The organism is Streptomyces sp. NC-S4, assembly GCF_054353315.1.
In genome coordinates this window covers 6,311,587-6,329,790 of sequence record NZ_CM135937.1, presented here as the reverse complement: position 1 = coordinate 6,329,790, position 18,204 = coordinate 6,311,587, and the positions used below count along the sequence as shown (strand labels likewise).

Sequence of the window (18,204 nt, the reverse complement as noted above, 5' to 3'; positions counted from 1 at the left end):
TCGGCCGGACGTTCCGGTCCGAACGGGGTGAGCGTGCTCAGCCACCCAACTGGAGCGCATCGGCCGCCTCCTCCACCATGCCGAGGCCGAGCCGGCTGATCCGGACGGTGAAGGACTCCCCCGCCACCCGCAGGCCCGAGAACCTGAGCCCGCCCAGGGGGGCTCCGGGGAGGGGTGCGAGGGCGACCGTGCCCGCGGGGGCGTCGGGGCGGATCCCGGCGAGGGCGGTCAGCGCGTGGATCCCGGCCGCCGCGGCCACGGCGGCCGGGCGGCAGGCCGCCGGGTGCGGCACGGGGGCGCTGCCCGCGGTGCGCTGCTCGGCCGCGAACATCTCCGGCAGCCGGTACCCGAAGGCCTCCGCCGCGTCCAGGAGGCCTCCGAGCAGGCCCGCGGCCTCCTTCTCGAAGCCGGCCTGGGCCAGGCCCGCCACGGCCACCGCGCTCTCGTACGCCCGCACGGCGCCCGAGCGGTGGCCGAACGGGTTGTACCCGGGCTCCTTGACGGCCATGCTGCGCAGCCCCCATCCGCAATCCATGGCGGGGGCGCCGAGCAGCCGGGCCAGCTGCTCGGCGCGGGGTCGGTCCAGGAGTCCCGGGGCGACCCGGCCGCCGCTGAGCAGTCCGGTGTCGAGCAGGTGGGCGGCGGCTCCCGTGAGCCGTGGCAGCGGCCTCCCGTCTGGGTGGAGGGCCGAAGCGGGCCGGCCGCCGTCGGGGCCGTCGATCCAGAACCGGGCCCGGAACCGCTCCCGCAGCCCGACCGCCCGCTCCCGCCACTCCTCGGCTCCGGGCCGGCCGCAGGCGGCGAGCAGATCGGCGCCGAGCACCGCGGCCCGATGGACGTGGGCCTGGGTCTCGCAGCGCCGCGGGCCCGGATCGGGATCGGCCAGGAAGCCGTCCTCCCCCAGCGCGCCGCGCAGCCAGTTCAGGCACCCCTCGGCGGCCGGCAGCAGCCGGGCCACGTCCTCTTCGGGCATGCCCCAGAGCCGGGCCTCGGCCAACACCGCGGGGAAAGCCAGGGTCGCCTCGGTGCCGGTGCACCCGGGTGGGAGCTGCGCGCCCGCTCCGCGCAGCGGGCCCGGGATCTTCCCGAGGCCGGGTCCCCGCTCCTCGGCCTGGGTCCGGGCAAGCGTGCGCAGGGTGGCCGCGGCGAGACCGGTTCCGAGCGGCAGCGCCATCCGGGCGGCCCAGAGCGATTCCGCCGGGGCCAGGCCCAGCCGCCAGGGCGCGCCCGCCGCGGCGAAGGCGTCACCCGGTTCCTCGGGGTCCCGCAGGAGCAGCGCGCCCAGGTCCTGGACGCTGGTCCGGAACCACGCCTCGGCCCTCGGGTCGTCCCCCTCGGCCCGGGCGTCGGCCAGTGGGTTCGCCACCTGCCCGGCAGGGGCCCGCACCACCCGGTGCTGTGTGGTCCGCAGCTCGATGGTGCGCGATTCACCGGGAGCCAGTTCGAGCTGCCAGCGCAGCAGCCCCGCCGAAGCCAGGGCGTCGTCCGGTGGCGGGTCTGCGGCGATCACCGCCTGCGCCTCGCCGGTGCTCCAGCGCAGCCCGGCGGCGTGCACCCCGGCGGGCAGGTCCGGTCCGGCCCGGCCGGCGGCCACGGCGGCCAGCTCCGCCAGATCGGTACCGAGCAGCACCTCCACGGGCAGGCGTACCGGCCGGGCCGTGAAACTGCGCAGGGTGATCCGCTCGGTGCCGTCCGCGTGCCGGACCCTCTCCACACCGATGTCGGGGTCGGGGCCGGGCTCGGTTCCGGTGCGCACGGTCGCGGTGAAGACGGCCCGGTCGGCGGCGAGGCTGCGCCCCTGCACGGCGACCGGGTCCCTCCCGCCGACGCGCAGGACGCAGCGGGAGAGCAGGCGGCGCCCGGACCGGTAGATCCCGTCGATCCCCCGCCCGGTCAGCTGGCCGTGCTCCGGGGAGATGACCAGGCAGGGCGCGGCGACGCACATGACGGCGCCGTGCACGGGCGGCAGTTCGGCCCTGCGGGCGGCGGGCACGACGGGTGGGCGGGGAGGTGCGGGGAGGGACATGTGTCGCCTTGTCTGCGCTCCGGTCGGTTCGGCTGGGCGGCGGCGCGGCCGGGGGCACACCACCCCCCAGCTGAACGCCCCCGCCCCCGCCCGGGTCACGGGCCCGGGCGCCGTCCGGGTGTGCCCGGGGTGAAGCCGTTGCCGCCGGGGTGGGCCCAGGGCGTACCGGAGCAGTCGCACCGGGCCCCCGGACGGCGTGCGCCCGCGCGTGCTCACTGCTCGCTCCGCGCGGCACGGCGTTCGCTCCGCGCCGTACGGCGGAACCCGCGGCGGGGGGACGTCCGGCCCCGTCGGCCGGGAGGGCGGGTACCGCCCGAGGGACGCCCGCGCCCGGGCTCCCGGCGGCGCCGCTCCTCCCGCAGGCACTGGCGCAGCCCCTCGGGGTCGATCCCCTCGTTGCACGCGTGGTGGAGCAGCTGGGCGAAGCGGTACTCGGCGTCCGCCCGCAGGGCCAGGCCGAAGGCGATCCGGGCGGTCGGCTCGTCCCCCGTGGACCACGAGACCCAGCCGGCGAGGGTGAGCGGGGCCGCGGCGTGCTCGCCGTAGGCCCCGACGCAGCGCCGGGCCAGGGCCCGCCACAACCGCAGGGCCGGGGCCGCGTCCTCGTCCTCCATCCATTCCGCCGCGATGTCCCGGATCTCGCGGTCCTGGAGTCCGAGAATCAGTGAGGCGGCCTCGTCGTGGCCGAGGAGCGCGTCGTCCCAGTCGTCGGCGTGGGGGCCGCCCTCGACGGGCGGGGCCAGGGTCAGGCGCCGCATCAGGGTCCGCGCCAGGGCGATGGTCTCGGCGCCGACCTCCTCGCGGGTGGCCCCGTCGAGGATCCTGGGCATCAGGGCGGCGGCCGCCCTGTCGAGGGCCACTTCCGCCTCCTCGGCCACGGTCCCGCGCAGCGGTGCCATCCTGCCCTCGATCTCCTTGAGGGAGCCCCGGACCTGGAGCCCGGCGAAGGTGGCCGTCGCCGCCAGCACCGAGGTGCCGACAGCGGCCAGCCGGCCGCCCTCGGCCGGGCAGCACCGCTCGTCGGGGCACACGTAGGACCAGAACCGTGCCGCGGACAGGCAGAGGGCTTCCAGTACGGGCACGTCCAGTGCGCCGCAGGCCAGCCGGATCCCCTGGGCGAGCGGCCGCAGCCGGGTCATCACCTGTCGGCCGCTCTCCTCCTCTCCCGGCTCCTGGCAGAGGTAGACGACGATGCCGTCGGGCTTGCCTCCGCGCCGTTCGCTGCCCCTGATCAGGCATTCGGCGACCTGCCGGGCGGTGTCCTCCCATTCCGCGGGCGAGCTGGGAATGCCGACGCGGAGCCTGCCGCCGAAACGCCCGCCCTCGCCGTGCACGGCGACCATGACGAGGGAGTCGGTCGGATGGAAGCCGAGCATGTAGGGCAGCGCGTCGGCCAGTTCGGCCGGGCTGCGCAGGGTGATCTGGGGCCCGGTGGCTGCTCCGGCCGGGCTGAGGGAGGGCCGGTCGGACGGGGTGCGTGATTCGTGGTTGTTCGTCATGCCATGAAGGTCCCGCGCATGATCCGATCCCGAAAGCCCTGTGGATAACTCCCGCCACCGTTGTCCACAGGCCCGGAGCGGCATTGGCGCGATGTCGGAGGCATCGGGTTGCATGGGGGTATGAACGCAGACCTGAGGTCCTCGGCCGACTCCGTACTAGCCCGTCTCGTGGGCGACCCCACGGGTGCCGCCAGGCTGCGCGAGGACCAGTGGCGGGCGATCGAGGCCCTCGTGGCGCACAAGCGGCGGGCGCTGGTGGTGCAGCGCACCGGCTGGGGCAAGTCCGCGGTGTACTTCGTCGCCACTTCACTGCTGCGGGCGAACGGCGCCGGCCCCACCGTGATCGTCTCCCCGCTCCTCGCGCTGATGCGCAATCAGGTCGAGGCGGCGGCCCGGGCCGGGATCCGCGCCCGGACCATCAACTCCGCCAACCCCGAGGAATGGGAGTCGATCCAGGCAGAGGTGGCGGCGGGTGAGGTCGATGTGCTGCTGGTGAGCCCGGAGCGGCTCAACAACCCCGATTTCCGTGACCAGGTCCTCCCCAAGCTCTCCGCCGCCACCGGACTGCTCGTGGTCGACGAGGCGCACTGCATCTCCGACTGGGGCCACGACTTCCGCCCCGACTACCGCCGGCTGCGCACCATGCTGGCCGACCTGCCGCCGGGGGTCCCGGTGCTCGCCACGACCGCCACGGCCAATGCCCGTGTGACCGCCGACGTCGCCGAACAGCTCGGCACCGGGGCCGGTACGGACGCCCTGGTGCTGCGCGGCCCGCTGGACCGCGAGAGTCTGAGCCTGGCCGTGATGACCCTGCCGGACGCGGCGCACCGGCTGGCCTGGCTCGCCGACCACCTCGGGGACCTGCCCGGCTCCGGGATCATCTACACGCTGACCGTGGCGGCCGCCGAGGAGGTCACCGCCTACCTGCGCCACCGGGGGCACACGGTGGCCTCGTACACCGGCAAGACGGAGAACGCCGACCGCCAGCAGGCCGAGGACGACCTCCAGGCGAACCGGGTCAAGGCGCTCGTGGCCACCTCCGCCCTCGGGATGGGCTTCGACAAGCCCGACCTGGGCTTCGTGGTGCACCTCGGCTCGCCCTCCTCCCCCATCGCCTACTACCAGCAGGTCGGCCGCGCGGGCCGCGGCGTGGAGCACGCGGAGGTCCTGCTGCTGCCCGGCCGGGAGGACGAGGCGATCTGGCAGTACTTCGCCTCGGTGGCCTTCCCGCCGGAGGAGCAGGTGCGCCGCACGCTCGACGTCCTGGCCCAGGCCGGCCGGCCGCTGTCGCTGCCCGCCATGGAGCCGCTGGTCGATCTGCGCCGCACCCGGCTGGAGACCATGCTCAAGGTGCTCGATGTCGACGGCGCCGTGCACCGCGTCAAGGGCGGCTGGACCTCGACGGGCGAACCCTGGGCCTACGATGCCGAGCGCTACGCCTGGGTCGCCCGCCAGCGAGCCGCGGAACAGCAGGCCATGCGCGACTACGCCGCGGCCACCGGATGCCGGATGGAGTTCCTGCGCCGCCAGCTCGACGACGAGGAAGCGGCGCCCTGCGGCCGCTGCGACAACTGCGCCGGCGCCCGGTTCACCGCGGAGGTCTCCACCGCCGCGCTCGACACCGCGCGCGGTGAACTCGGCCGCCCGGGCGTGGAGCTGGAACCGCGCAAGATGTGGCCGACCGGGCTCGCGGCGGTCGGCGTCGACCTCAAGGGACGCATCCCCGCCGGGGAGCAGGCCTCGACGGGCCGGGCGCTGGGCCGGCTGTCCGACATCGGATGGGGCAACCGGCTGCGCCCGATGCTGGCCCCACAGGCACCTGACCAGCCGGTTCCGGACGACGTCGCGCAGGCGGTGGTCGCGGTGCTCGCCGACTGGGCCCGGGGCCCCGGCGGCTGGGCCTCGGGGGCGCCGGACGCGCCGGCCCGGCCGGTGGGCGTGGTCGCCCTGCCCTCGCGCAGCCACCCCCGGCTGATCGGTTCGCTGGCCGAGCGGATCGCGGAGATCGGGCGGATGCCGCTGCTCGGCACGCTCGCCTACACGGACCGGGCCCCGGAGTTCGGATCGTTGTCCTCGAACAGCGCGCAGCGGGTGCGCGGATTGCACGAGGCCCTCACCGTGCCCCCGGCACTGGCCGATGCGCTGGCGCAGTCGACGGGCCCGGTGCTGCTCGTCGACGACCGCGCGGAGAGCGGGTGGACCATCGCGGTGGCCGCCCGGCTGCTGCGGCGGGCAGGCGCGAAAGAGGTGTTCCCGCTGGTGCTGGCGCTTCAGGGCTAGCCGAATGCGTCATCTTCGGCGTGGCGGGGCAAGGATATGAACGGCATACCGGCGAATTCCGGTCGGCGGCGTCAATTGCTCGTTGCCGCATCCTCAGAAGCCACGCGAGAATTGGAGTGCTCCCGCTCGGCTCCTCGGCACCCTCCTGGGCCGCGCTGCGGCGCGCCCTGACTCCACCGTGCCCGTCCGCGGGCGTGTACCCGAAGGGAGGACCGTGACCTTCGGATTCGCGCCGCCCCCGACCTCGTCCCTGGCATCAGCCGCCGGCGGCACAAGCCGGCACGGCAGGCTGCTGGAACCCGCGGAATGGACGGCGGCGGGCATTCCGCTGCTCCGCAATCCGCGCGAGGTCGTCAGCGGACTGCACTCCCGGCACAGCCCCGTGCCCTCGACCGCGGTCATCGCCGTCCTCGGCCCGGAGGAACAGCTCGTGGCGAGCGCCTCCTTCGTGCAGCGTTCGGCCTCGGCCGACGGCTGGGAGTACCGCAACGCCCTGCTGTCCCGGCTGCGCCGGGTCCTCCCCCACGACCTGCGCAGACGGACTCCGGTGCGGACGGCGGTGCTGCTCTACTGCCGCGAGGGCGACGAGCGGTGGACCGAGGAGGACGGGGCGTGGATGTGGGGGCTGCGGGATGCCTGCACCCTGCACGGCCTGCGCTGCGGCGCGTACATCACGCTGACCCACGCGGGCTGGCAGGTGGTGGGCGAGGGCCGTGGGGGTCGCCGCCCGAGTTCCGACTCGCTGCCGCAGCGCCTGGGCGACACCGTGGCCGAATTCTCCCCGCTGCCCCTGCACACCGGGGGCGGCGCGGTCGAGGCCCTGCGGCGGACCGCGGCGCGCTGATCCGCACAGGGCCCCACGGGTACGGCCGGCGCCGCCGACCCCTGTGCGGCTGCCACCCGTACGACCGCACGGCACCCGAGCTGCGTGCGGGCATGCCTCACGGCCGTACACCCGGGAACGGGCGTACGGCGGATCAGGCCTCGGGCTCCGCGTCGGGCCCCGGCACGGGCTTCAGCGGGGCCGGCCCGTGGCCCGCCCCGCCCCTCGCCCGTGCTGGGGTACAGGGCGTCAGACGCCCGCACCCAGCACGGAGTTGATCTGCTGCGGGTCACCGCACACGATCAGCAGCGCACCCGCCCGGGTGAGCGCGACCGGCAGGGCGCCCGCGATGGTGTCGACCGCTCCGCCGTTGGCCGCGAAGACCACGACAGGACGGCCGGCGGCGCGCTGGACCTGCGCCGCGTCCGCATAGAAGACGTCGTCCCCGGCGTCGTGCAGGGCCCAGTACGCGGCCTCGCCGAAGGACAGCTCGTGCGCGGCCCACGGGTGCGGGTCGCCACTGGTGAGCACCAGGATGTCACCGGGCGCGCGCCCGGTGTCGAGCAGCAGGTCGACGGCCTCTTCGGCCGCGTCCAGCGCACCCTCGGCGGACGCCGGGATCAGCTGGATCTGCGGCACCGCCGCGGAGACGGACGGTGCGGTGGGGGCAGGGGCTGCGGGAACGGGTCCGGGGGTGGCCTGCGGCGCACGCTGCGCGGGCGGTGCGGGCCTGGCGGGACCGGGGCGGCCGGGCCGCGGAACGGCGGCGGGACGCGGACCAGGTACAGGGCGGGGGGTCTGCGCGGTACGGCTCGCGGCCGGCGTGACGCGGGGACCCTGGGCACTCTCGTGAATCTGAGGCTCCTCGATGGCGGGGGTGAGAGGCATGAGTTGATATCTATCAGACACCGGTACGAAACGTACCGGTCGGTGGCACACACGTGCGATCAGAAATCGAAGCCGAGTTGGCCTCCGTTTTCCAGCTCCGTCGACTCCTCGCTGCGGCGCACCTTCTTGAGATGGCGCCACCGGGGCAGCGCGTCGAGGTACGACCACGAGAGCCGGTGGTAGGGGGTGGGCCCCAGCTCCTCCAGCGCCGCCCGGTGCACGGGCGAGGGGTATCCGGCGTTGGCGGCGAAGGCGAAGTCCTCGATTCCACCGCCCCGTTCACCGAGTTCGGCCATCATGCGGTCGCGGCGGACCTTGGCGATGACCGAGGCCGCGGCGACGGCGATGCAGGACTGGTCGCCCTTGATCACCGTACGGACCCGCCAGGGCGGGCCGAGATAGTCGTGCTTACCGTCGAGTATCACCGCGTCGGGCCGCACCGGCAGTGCCTCCAGCGCGCGCTCCGCCGCCAGTCGGAGGGCGGCGGTCATCCCCAGTTCGTCGATCTCCTCGGGCGAGGAGTGCCCGAGCGCGTACGCGGTGACCCAGTCCTCCAGGACATCGAGCAGGGCGTCGCGCCGCTTGGGGGTGAGCAGTTTGGAGTCGGTGAGCCCGGCGGGCGGCCGGCGCAGGCCGGTGATCGCCGCACACACGGTGACGGGTCCGGCCCAGGCCCCTCGTCCGACTTCGTCGACCCCGGCGATGACCTTGGCGCCGGTGGTTGCACGGAGGGAGCGCTCGACGGTGTGGGTGGGTGCTTCGTACGGCATGGCGCCAGCAAGGTTACGCCGCCCCGGGCCCACTGCACACCCCCGCCCCGGTCCGACCCGCCCGGGATCGGGCGCGAAGCCCGCTCCGCGCACCCCGCACCGCCCCCGCCACGTCTCACACCCTGAGCAGCGGCACCATCACCTCGTCGATCAGCGCCGCGATGTCCGCATCCTCCCATTCGCTTCCGCACACCTTGGCGCGGTACATCAGCATCGCCGGAATGACATCCACGACAAACGGACCAGTCGCGTCCGGTCGCACGTCGCCCCGCTCGATTCCGCGTTCCACAAGCTCCCTGATCAGACGCTGGGCCGGCTCGTGGAGACCCGACCAGATGACCCCGTGGAACCGATCAGCATGCACGTGATCGCATTCGTGAAGCACCGACCGGAGCGCCTGACCGGCACGCGAGTGCATGACGTCCCGCGTGCCCACACACAGCAGGTAGAGGTCCTCGCGGATCGAACCACAGTCGGGAATGTCACCGATCCGCGGGAGGCCGCTGCGCAGCGCGTCGACGACCAGGTCCGCCTTCGACGGCCAGCGGCGGTAGAGCGCGGCCTTGCCGGTGTGCGCGCCGGACGCGACACCCTCCATGGTGAGCGCGTTCCAGCCGACCGTGCTCAGCTGCTCCAACGCGGCGTCGAGAATCGCCCGTTCGAGCTCCGGACCCCGCCTGCGCCCCGGCGACGTCGCTGACCAGCGCGAACCCATGATCTCCCCACCTCCGAGCGGCTTGCGCGTTCGACGCACATATTTTCAGCCTTAGTGAACGCTTGCGTTCACTAAGGCGCGGCTCCTACCGTGGACCCGCAGTGAACGAATGCGTTCACTATTTCACTTTGGGGGGATCCTCAGTGACAAGCTCTCAACTCGCCGCACCCCGGATACCGGGCGCGGCACGCCGGGAGGGGCGCCCAGGAGTCGCGCTCGCCGTCATCGCCGCGTGCCAGCTCATGGTCGTCCTCGACGCGACCATCGTGAACATCGCGCTCCCGCACATCCAGAGCGCCCTCGATTTCACGACCACCGACCTCTCGTGGGTGCTCAGCGCCTACACCCTCACCTTCGGCGGCCTGCTGCTGCTCGGCGGCCGGGCGGGCGACATCCTGGGCCGGCGCCGCACGTTCCTGGCCGGAATCCTGCTCTTCACCCTGGCCTCCCTCCTCGGCGGCTTCGCCCAGGAGCCCTGGCAGCTGCTCGCGGCCCGCGCCCTGCAGGGGGTCGGCGGCGCGATCGCCTCGCCGACATCGCTCGCCCTGATCACCACGACCTTCCCCGAAGGCCCCGAGCGGAACCGGGCGTTCGGGGTGTTCGCCGCCGTCTCCGCGGGCGGCGGCGCGATCGGCCTGCTGGCCGGCGGAATGCTGACCGAGTGGCTCGACTGGCGCTGGGTGCTCTTCGTCAACGTGCCGATCGGCGTGCTGATCGCGGTCCTCACCCCGCTCTACATCACCGAGTCCGAGCGCCACCCCGGCCGCTTCGACATCGCCGGAGCCCTCACTTCCACCGGCGGCATGGCCTCGCTCGTGTACGGGTTCATCAGCGCCGCCGAGAAGGGCTGGCGCGACGCGGTCACCCTCGGGTCCTTCGCCGCGGCCCTGGTCCTGCTCGCGCTCTTCGTCGTCATCGAGTCGCGGGCCCGTGAGCCCATCGTCCCGCTGCGCATGTTCGCCGACCGCAACCGCACCGGCACCTACGTGATCATGCTCGGCCTCGCCGCCGCGATGTTCGGCATGTTCTTCTTCATCGTCCAGTTCGTGCAGAACGTACTGGGCTTCTCCCCGATCCGGTCGGGACTCGGCTTCCTGCCCGTGACGGTCGCCATCATCACCGCCGCCGGCCTCTCGCAGCGCCTCCTGCCGCGCTTCGGTCCCAAACCCTTCATGGTCATCGGGTCCGCGCTCACCGGAACCGGGCTGGCCTGGCTGACCTTCATCCGGACCGACAGCTCCTACGTCTCCGGAGTGCTCGGGCCGATGCTGCTGTTCGGCTTCGGCATGGGCCTCAACTTCGTGACGCTCACCCTCACCGCCGTCTCCGGCGTGGCGCCGAAGGAGGCGGGCGCGGCCTCGGGGCTGCTCAACGCCAGCCAGCAGGTCGGCGGCTCGCTCGGCCTGTCCATCCTGGTCACGGTCTTCGGCACGGCCAGTCGTGACGAGGCCACGAAGCAGGTCCCGTCCTTCATGGCGCAGGCGGACCCCGAGCAGATCGCCGCCTTCAAGGAGACCGGGTTCCTGCCCGACCCCTGGGGCGATCTGGTGCTCGCCCACGGCATCTCCACCGCGTTCTACGCCGCCGTCGCCATGGCGGGCCTGGCCCTGGCCACCGCCCTGCTGGTGATCCGGGTGCGCAAGAGCGACCTGGAAGCCCTGGCCGGCGCCGCCGCGAAGGCCGGTCCGGCCGCCTGAACGAGGTCTTCCGTGGAGGGCCGGGGCCGGGCTCGGGAATCGCTCCCCGCGCCCGGCCCCGGCCCCGGCCCCGTACCTCTAGTACTCGACGCGGCTGCCGAAGGCACCCAGGCGCGAACAGACCTCGTACGAGGCGGTCACCGGACGGTCGCGCAGGATCTGCCGGGCCTGGTACTCACCCAGGCTCATCGCGTACCAGGGGACGTCCCCGGCCTTGGCCATCTCGTCGTTGATCCCGCGCAGGGCGCAGGAGCGCTGCGGCTCGGGCAGCCGGTCCAGGGCGGGAACGGCGTCCGCCGACAGGGACTGGAAGTAGGAGAGGTCGATCTTCGCGTCCGCCTCGAAGCGGGCCACGTTCCGCTCGGCGACCATCCCGTCCGGGGAGAGCAGTCCGAAGGCCAGGACGGCCGCCGCCGCGCTGCCCGCGAACGCGCGCGCCAACCAGTGTCCGCCGAACACCCCGGCCGCCATGATCAGTACGATGACCAGCCCGAGCCACAGCTCCATCGCGGCCACCGACACACGCAGCCTGGTCAGCCCGTACGCCTCCACATAGAGGTCCATCCGGCGCAGTGCGGAGGCGACGACGACCAGCGTCAGCGCGCACAGCACCCCGAGGACGATGCGTACGAAGCGGCGGTCGCCCGTTCCGGAACGCGGAGCCCAGCGCAGGGCGAGCGCGATCACGGCGAGGGTGAGCAGGGTGGCCCAGAGCAGCTGCCAGAAACCCTGGCGGGCGTACTCGGCGTAGGTGAGGCCGGTGCTGCGCAGGACCTTGTCGTAGCCGCCGAACAGGACGGCCAGCTGCACGGCGTTGAAGCCGGCGAAGAGCAGGTTGAGCACGATGAGCGGAAGGGCCCATTCGACGCGGGAGCGCGGCTTGCCCGGGGCCACCTTGATCCGGTCCCAGCGCAGCGGGGCCGCGGCGGTGCGGGCCGCGGCGAGCGCGAGGACGGCGCCGAGGAGGAAGAGGATGAACCGGACGGGCCCGTCCTCGACCGACACGTCGGGCAGCAGGTCGCCCAGCAGATCGGCGAAGGCCGCGTCGGCGGAGGCGAACAGCGCGCCGAAGAGCAGCAGCAGGACGGCGGCCACACCGGTCGCCTTCGCGACGGGCAGCCAGCGGTCCTTGCTGACCCCGCCTCGTGAGCGCAGCCCGGTCAGCAGCCAGCCGATCCCGGACACCGCGGCGTCGAGGAAGCCGAGCGGGCTGAGCAGGACGCCCGGCCAGGTGCGGCTCCCGTGCAGGGCGAGCGCGCCCAGCAGGACGGCGGACAGGATCGCAAGCGTGGCCGGCCAGGCTGAGTCGCGCAGGGCCGGTACGGCGAGCAGGGCGAGGCAGCCGATCACCCAGGCGATGGTCCACGGGCGGGCGCTGCGGCGGGCCGCGCGGGCGGCGACGTACGCCGCGACGACGGCGGGCACCACCGCGAGCAGCAGGCCGGGGCCCATGCCGTCGCCGAGCAGCAGCGCGGTGGCGAGACCGGAGGCGAGGACGGCGACGAGGGTCGCGGTCCGGATGGGGGCGGCCTCGGCGGGGCGCACCAGTGTGGCCCAGGAGGGCGTGGCCGAGCGCTGCTGCACCTGCCAGGGGTTCGCGGGCGCCGGGCCGGCCCATGCCCCCGGCGGTGGGCCACCCGCGCCGGTGTGTCTGCCGCCGGCCGGGGCGGGCCGCGCGGGTGAATCCACGCCCGTGGCCTCTGCGTTGGCCACGTCGTCGGTCCGGGCGTCGTCCGCCCCGGCGGTGTTCTCTGACATCGGGTTCCCTCCCCTGTCGGCCGCCCCGGAGTTCAGGTCGGGGCGGCGATGCGGACAGGGTAGGCCGGTGCGATGCAGTTTTGAACAGGATCAAAAGAGTGCTGTGGCAGGACCGTGACAATCGGATCGGGATGTTTCACCGCGCGCCGGACTCCCCGAAGGAGCTGGTCACGCCCCCGAGGCGCGGGACGCGTCGAACGCTCCGCACGCGCCGGGGAGGCGGTACCGCTGCGCGCCGACTCCCCCGCGTCCGCCGGACCGGTCCACGGGCGTCAGCCCGCGGCGACCTCCGGGAGCCAGGCCGGCAGCGCCTCGGTACGCGCCAGCCACGCGGCCGGCAGCACGGCGTCCCCGCGCGCGCCCAGCACCCCGCCGACGATCGCGCAGGTCGTGTCGACGTCGCCGCCCACCTGCGCGGTGGTCCAGAAAGCCCTCTCGTAGTCGTCCAGCGCCCGCGCCGCCGACCACAGGGCGAACGGCACGGTGTCGTGCGCGCTCGTACGCCGCCCGCAGCCCAGGACGGCCGCGACGGTGGTGGCGTCGCCGTAGTCGAGCATGTCCCGCGCGCGCCGCAGCCCCGCGCCCACGGCGCTGCGCGGCACCAGTGCGATCACCCCGTCCAGCAGGTCGGAGGCCTTCGGCGGGCCGTCGGCGCCCGCGGCCAGTGCCGCCGCCGCGGCGACGGCCATCGCCCCGCACACGGCCTCGCGGTGCTGGTGGGTGGTGTAGGCGGAGATCTCCGCCTGGTGGGTGGCCTGCTCCGGGTCGTCGGCGTACCAGGCACCCAGGGGCGCGATGCGCATCGCGGCGCCGTTGCCCCACGAGCCCTGCCCGTTGAACAGTTCGGCGGCCAGCGTGCGCCAGTCCTGCCCCTCCCGCACCAGACGCAGCATCCGGTTCACTGCAGGCCCGTAACCACGATCGAAGTCGTGGTGGTGGGCGAAGGAACTCGCGAGCGCGTCCTGGTCGATCCGCCCGTGCCCGGCCAGCACGGCCACCACCGAGCAGGCCATCTCGGTGTCGTCGGTCCACTGCCATGCCTCGGCACCGGTGGGCAGCTCGCGCCGCTTGAGCAGTGGGTAGTTCACGGGGACGAAGTACTGGGAGCCCAGGGCGTCACCCAGCGCCAGCCCTCGGAGGCTGGCCATGGCGCGCGCGTAGCGCCGTTCGGGAGTGGAATCAGGCGTCATCGCGGGCCACTCTAGCCGTCCAGGTCATAAGGCTCGGGTGTGGTCCACCGCTCAAACGGGCGGTCCAGCCGGTACCGGCGGTCCGGGCCGAGCAGGAGCACGCGGAATTCGCCGTTGCCGGGATTGGACAGGGCCTCGAATTCGGCCACGGACCAGTGGAACCAGCGCATGCAGAACAGCCGCATCGTCAGCCCGTGCGTCACCAGCAGCACGTTCTCGGGATGGTCGGGTGCCTCGAAACTGCGGTAGAGGCTTTCCAGGAAGGACCCGACCCTGTCGTACACGTCGGCCCCGGACTCGCCCTGCGCGAACCGGTAGAAGAAGTGTCCGTACGCGTCCCGGTACGCCTTCTGCAGCCGTACGTCGTTCTGGTCCTGCCAGTTCCCCCAGTCCTGCTCGCGCAGGCGCGGCTCCTCGCGCATCCGCACGCGCGTCGGGTCCAGCCGCAGCTCCCGGAAGGTCTGCAGGGTGCGGCGGTACGGCGAGACGTACGCGCTGATCGTCTCGGTGCCGAAGAGCTCGCGCAGCCGGACGCCCGCCTCCGCCGCCTGCTCGCGCCCGGTGGGGGTCAGCCGCAGGGCGTGGTCGGGCTTCCTCTCGTACACGGAGTCGTCGGCGTTCCCCTCCGATTCCCCGTGCCGGACAAGGACGATGCGCCGTGGTCGAACCATCCCATGACCCTATTCGGACACCGGGCGGCCCGCCGACCGGGCACGCCGGTCGGCCCCCCGAGGTCATCGTACGGTCATACCGTCCAGGAGGGTTCGAGGTCGACGACATCGCCGGTGAGGGCCTCCACATCGGCCTGGATCTGGGCGCGCAGGGAGAGCCGCTCGACGCGTTCCTGCCGGTACTTGCCGTGTTCGGCGGCGGCGTGCCACATCGAGAGGACCAGGAACTCCCGGCCCGGGGCCTCCCCGAAGAGGCCGCGGACCATTCCGGGCGAGCCGGCCATCGCCGGGTTCCACACCTTCTCCTGCATGAGGGCGAAGTGGTCGACACGGCCCTCCCGGACCCGCGTGTGCGCGACCCGTACGACGTCGGCGTCGGTGAAGCGCGGCTCGAAGCCGGTCTTCACGTCGAAGCGGTGGTCGAAGAGGGTGACCCGCAGATCGGTGTAGGTGCCGTTCTGGGAGGCGGCCAGCCGGTCGTGCGAGCGGGCCATGAAGGAGTCGTAGAAGGACCGGCTCTCCCAGAACGCGAAGACATGCGCGACCCCCTGCCGGCCCCGGCTCCAGCCGCCGCCCTGCCCCCGGAATCCCGGCTCACCCGGCAGCCCCGCCCATTTTCGCTGCCCGCGCTCGAACCCGCGTCGGTCCGTCACCGTGCAGCGAATCCACTTGACCAGCACTGCGCCATCGTACGGGCCAGGCGCGGCCCCGGTCAGTCCTCGGCGCGGTGGATCCGCACCAGTTCTGCCGCGTCCCGATCGGGCAGCCGAATTCCGAACTCCCGGTCGAGCACGTCGAGCAGCCCGTCCGGGCCGACGATCTCCTGCTCCGCCCGGCCGTCGGGGTGCAGCCGGGTGAGTTCCCGCCCGACGAGCGCCCGGCGGACGCCGTCGCCCGGGCGTTGGACGATCAGCCGCCCGGCGAAGGAAGAGGAGGGGTGGCCGGAGCTGTAGTGGTTGAGTACGACGTAGTCGACGGGGTGGTAGCGCTGCGGGGAGAAGGCGTACAGGTCCCGCCACGTCTCGCCGCGCAGCAGGCACAGCACGAGGACGCCGTCCGCCTCCTCGCGGACGCGGTACGTCCACTCGCCCTGCCGCACCTCGCCGCCCGGCCGCCCCAGCGGCACCGGCTCCAGAGGGCCCTGGAACCCGAACCCGGCGTCGCACAGCCACGGTTCACCCTCCACGGTGACGACGAGGACGGCGTGCGTCACCGCGAGGACGGAGTCCCCGCGGGTGCGGTTGCGGGCACCGCGCCCGGAGACCTCGAAGCCGATCCGCTCCAGGGCGGCGGCCAGCAGCGAATTCTGCTCGTAGCAGTAGCCTCCGCGGCGGCCGTGCACGAGCTTGTCCTCGATCGACTTGAGGTCCAGCGCGACGGGGCGGCCGAGCAGGACGTCCAGGCTCTCGAAGCTGATGGCGGCGGTATGGGCGTGGTGCACTGCGTACAACGTGCCGAGGTCCGGCCGGAGTTCCCCGGACGGTCCCCGGTCCCCCCGATATCCGATCCGCTCCAGATACGCGTCCAGGTCCAGCTCGTCACCGCTCCACATGACTGACCATCTCCCCGTTTCCCCGCCTCGTCGGCCATCGCACCGCCGTGAAATCCCCGGGCGCACTGCCGTACGCGCCCCGCACAATGATCGGCATGACGGCCCTGCACTCCAACCCGCTGTTCGACCGCCTCGCCGATGCCGAGAACATCCTGGTCGCCGGTGCGGGCGGCGGCTTCGACATCTACGCCGGCCTCCCCGTGGCCCTGTCCCTCATGCACCAGGGCAAGCGGGTCCACCTGGCGAACCTCTCCTTCAGCGCGCTCGCCGGACTGCCCTCCGAGGCGTGGGTGGCCCCCGACCTGGCCGCCGTCACCCCCGACTCGGCGCCCCACCTGTCCTACTTCCCCGAGCGGACCCTGGCCCGGTGGCTGGAGGCGCACGGCTACCCGGCCACCGTGTACGCCTTCCCGCAGACCGGGGTGCAGCCGCTGCGCGCCGCCTACCGCGAGCTCGTCGGTCTCCACCGCATCGACGCGATCGTCCTGGTCGACGGTGGTACGGACATCCTGATGCGGGGCGACGAAGCGGGCCTCGGCACCCCGGAGGAGGACCTCACCAGCGTCGCGGCACTGGCCGCGCTGGCGGACGTACCCGAACGCCTCGTCGTGTCGGTGGGCTTCGGTGTGGACGCGTACCACGGGGTCAGTCACGGCCTGGTGCTGGAGAACATCGCGGCGCTGGAGCGCGCGGGCGCCTACCTCGGCGCGTTCTCCATACCGCGCGCCACCAGGGAGGGAGCGCTCTTCCTGGACGCGGTGGCGCATTCCCAGGAGCAGACTCCGGACATGCCCAGCATCGTGAACGGCTCGATCGCCGCAGCTGTCCGGGGTTCCTTCGGTGACGTGCAGTTCACCAGCCGCACGCGGGGCAGCGAGCTCTTCGTGAACCCGCTGATGTCCCTGTGCTTCGCCTTCGACCTGCCGGGGCTGGCCGCGCACTGCCTCTACCTGGACCGCATCGAGGACACCCATCTGATGCGCCAGGTCCATTCCCGGATCGCAGAGTTCCGCGAGGAACTGGTCACCCGGCCGTCCCGTCGCATCCCCCACTGACCCGCCCGCTCCGGTACGCGTCCCGGCGGTCACAGACCGAGCAGTTCGGCGAGGGTGCCTCCCAGAACGCGATCGCGCAGCAGGCCCGGCCCGGTGACCCGTTCGACGGTGGCCCGCGCCAGCAACGGATCGCCGTACGGCGCGTCCGAGCCGAAGAACGTGCGGTCGGGCACTTCGTCGATCGCCAGCCGTACCGCGAAGACGACGCCGACCGTCGACAGTTCCAGGTACAGGTTCGGGGTCTCCCGGGCCAGCTCGATGGCGGTCAGCCAGTTCAGCCCGCCGAGTTGGCTGATCACGAGGGGGACGGTGGGGTGGCGGCGCGCGAGTCCTGCCAGTGTGGCGAGATCTCCCGCCGTGGTCGGTGCGGACCCGTGCACGACCACCGGCAACCCACCGTGATCGGAGGCCGCTCGCAGGACGGGCTCGATCAGACCGGCCCGCTCCGGCGGCGGGGTCAGCTCACCGACGCCCCGGAACCCCCGGCCGACGACCTCCTGTTCGACATCCGCCGCGATCCGCTCGGCCGACCGATCCAGCCGGACCTTGCCGAAGCCGATGAAGCGATCGGGATACGCCGCGCACGCCGCGGCGAGCTCCTCCCCCGCGGCCCGATGGCCGTCCGCACCGCCGGCACCTCCGGAGACCGTCTCCTCGAGCACACCCATCTCGCGCCGGAAGGAGGCCAGATCGGTGGCCCGCTCCGGGTGCGGCCGGGTACTGAAGAGCACCGCACGGTCCACTCCTGCCTCGTCCAGCAGGGCGATGTGGCGGTGCACGGGATCGTGGACATGGCTGTGCGCATCGATGATCAACGGATTCTCCTGGTCAGGACCGGTACGGGCAGCGGAATGCGGCCGCCTGTCCCATCGTTGAGGGTTGACACGATGGCAAGGTCAAGCTCCGGGGGAAGCAATGCTGATCGGCCGACTGGCCAAACGGACCGGGACGAGCGAGCGACTGCTGCGGTACTACGAACGCGTCGGCCTGCTCACCTCGACCCGTCGGGCCAATGGATACCGCGACTACGACGATGCCGCCGAGTACACGGTCGGTCAGATCCGCGCCCTGCTGGCCGCCGGGCTGTCCACCAGCCTGATCCGGCAGGTACTGCCCTGCGCCCTCGCGGACGGCTCGCTGCGCCCGTGCCCGGGAGTGCTCGACAAGCTGCGCGCACAGCTCACCCACCTCGACCGGCGGGCGGAGGAACTGGCGCAGGCCCGCCGAACCCTGCGACAGGTCATCGGGGCGGCCGAGCACGCCGGGTGACCGAACGCGCG

General features: G+C 73.3%; 16 protein-coding genes. 5 read left to right on the top strand and 11 right to left on the bottom strand.

Annotation, left to right across the window (positions count from 1 at the left end):
- Positions 1-37: 37 nt before the first annotated feature.
- A complete protein-coding gene (locus tag ACXNSR_RS28615) occupies positions 38-2,026 on the bottom strand; it encodes a glycogen debranching N-terminal domain-containing protein (protein ID WP_458638240.1) in 1,989 nt (662 codons plus the stop codon).
- A gap of 212 nt (positions 2,027-2,238) precedes the next feature.
- Complete coding sequence (locus tag ACXNSR_RS28610) at positions 2,239-3,525, bottom strand: DUF4192 domain-containing protein (RefSeq protein WP_458638239.1); 1,287 nt, start codon at positions 3,523-3,525, stop codon at positions 2,239-2,241.
- Positions 3,526-3,645: 120 nt separating this feature from the next.
- Here ACXNSR_RS28610 and ACXNSR_RS28605 point away from each other — a divergent pair, with 120 nt between their 5' ends.
- Together ACXNSR_RS28605 and ACXNSR_RS28600 are read left to right on the top strand one after the other, a co-directional pair.
- Positions 3,646-5,805: a RecQ family ATP-dependent DNA helicase gene (locus ACXNSR_RS28605; RefSeq protein WP_458638238.1), complete on the top strand. Its 2,160-nt coding sequence runs from the start codon at positions 3,646-3,648 to the stop codon at positions 5,803-5,805.
- A 214-nt stretch (positions 5,806-6,019) separates the two neighbouring features.
- Positions 6,020-6,649: a hypothetical protein gene (locus ACXNSR_RS28600; RefSeq protein ID WP_458638237.1), complete on the top strand. Its 630-nt coding sequence runs from the start codon at positions 6,020-6,022 to the stop codon at positions 6,647-6,649.
- Positions 6,650-6,877: 228 nt separating this feature from the next.
- On the opposite strand, the gene ACXNSR_RS28595 is transcribed toward ACXNSR_RS28600, so the two are convergent.
- The 3 genes from ACXNSR_RS28595 to ACXNSR_RS28585 form a co-directional block, all read right to left on the bottom strand.
- A complete protein-coding gene (locus ACXNSR_RS28595; RefSeq protein WP_458638236.1) occupies positions 6,878-7,516 on the bottom strand; it encodes a hypothetical protein in 639 nt (212 codons plus the stop codon).
- A gap of 59 nt (positions 7,517-7,575) precedes the next feature.
- Complete coding sequence (locus ACXNSR_RS28590) at positions 7,576-8,286, bottom strand: ribonuclease HII (RefSeq protein WP_458638235.1); 711 nt, start codon at positions 8,284-8,286, stop codon at positions 7,576-7,578.
- A gap of 115 nt (positions 8,287-8,401) precedes the next feature.
- Positions 8,402-9,004, bottom strand: a complete 603-nt coding sequence (locus ACXNSR_RS28585; protein WP_458643420.1) for a TetR/AcrR family transcriptional regulator — start codon at positions 9,002-9,004, stop codon at positions 8,402-8,404.
- 140 nt (positions 9,005-9,144) lie between these two features.
- Between ACXNSR_RS28585 and ACXNSR_RS28580 the strand changes: the two genes are divergently transcribed.
- Positions 9,145-10,698 (top strand): MFS transporter, encoded by a 1,554-nt coding sequence (locus tag ACXNSR_RS28580; RefSeq protein WP_458638234.1) that lies wholly within the window; start codon positions 9,145-9,147, stop codon positions 10,696-10,698.
- A 78-nt stretch (positions 10,699-10,776) separates the two neighbouring features.
- On the opposite strand, the gene ACXNSR_RS28575 is transcribed toward ACXNSR_RS28580, so the two are convergent.
- The 5 genes from ACXNSR_RS28575 to ACXNSR_RS28555 all read right to left on the bottom strand — a co-directional run bounded on the left by ACXNSR_RS28575 (position 10,777) and on the right by ACXNSR_RS28555 (position 15,869).
- Positions 10,777-12,456 (bottom strand): DUF4153 domain-containing protein, encoded by a 1,680-nt coding sequence (locus ACXNSR_RS28575; RefSeq protein WP_458638233.1) that lies wholly within the window; start codon positions 12,454-12,456, stop codon positions 10,777-10,779.
- Positions 12,457-12,728: 272 nt separating this feature from the next.
- The gene (locus ACXNSR_RS28570; protein WP_458638232.1) at positions 12,729-13,646 is read right to left on the bottom strand and encodes an ADP-ribosylglycohydrolase family protein; all 918 of its coding nucleotides are present in this window, start codon (positions 13,644-13,646) and stop codon (positions 12,729-12,731) included.
- A gap of 11 nt (positions 13,647-13,657) precedes the next feature.
- Complete coding sequence (locus tag ACXNSR_RS28565; RefSeq protein WP_458638231.1) at positions 13,658-14,317, bottom strand: histidine phosphatase family protein; 660 nt, start codon at positions 14,315-14,317, stop codon at positions 13,658-13,660.
- A gap of 74 nt (positions 14,318-14,391) precedes the next feature.
- Positions 14,392-14,997: a YdbC family protein gene (locus ACXNSR_RS28560; protein ID WP_030008846.1), complete on the bottom strand. Its 606-nt coding sequence runs from the start codon at positions 14,995-14,997 to the stop codon at positions 14,392-14,394.
- Positions 14,998-15,029: 32 nt separating this feature from the next.
- On the bottom strand, positions 15,030-15,869 hold the full coding sequence (locus ACXNSR_RS28555) for an arylamine N-acetyltransferase family protein (protein ID WP_458638230.1): 840 nt from the start codon (positions 15,867-15,869) through the stop codon (positions 15,030-15,032).
- A gap of 95 nt (positions 15,870-15,964) precedes the next feature.
- On the opposite strand from ACXNSR_RS28555, the gene ACXNSR_RS28550 reads away from it, so the two are divergent.
- Entirely contained in the window at positions 15,965-16,924 is a 960-nt protein-coding gene (locus ACXNSR_RS28550; protein ID WP_458638229.1) for a DUF1152 domain-containing protein, read from the top strand.
- A gap of 29 nt (positions 16,925-16,953) precedes the next feature.
- Here the strand turns inward: ACXNSR_RS28550 and ACXNSR_RS28545 are convergent, their stop codons facing one another.
- Entirely contained in the window at positions 16,954-17,739 is a 786-nt protein-coding gene (locus ACXNSR_RS28545; protein WP_458638228.1) for an amidohydrolase family protein, read from the bottom strand.
- A gap of 100 nt (positions 17,740-17,839) precedes the next feature.
- On the opposite strand from ACXNSR_RS28545, the gene ACXNSR_RS28540 reads away from it, so the two are divergent.
- Positions 17,840-18,193, top strand: a complete 354-nt coding sequence (locus ACXNSR_RS28540; protein WP_458638227.1) for a MerR family transcriptional regulator — start codon at positions 17,840-17,842, stop codon at positions 18,191-18,193.
- The last annotated feature ends 11 nt before the right edge of the window (positions 18,194-18,204 follow it).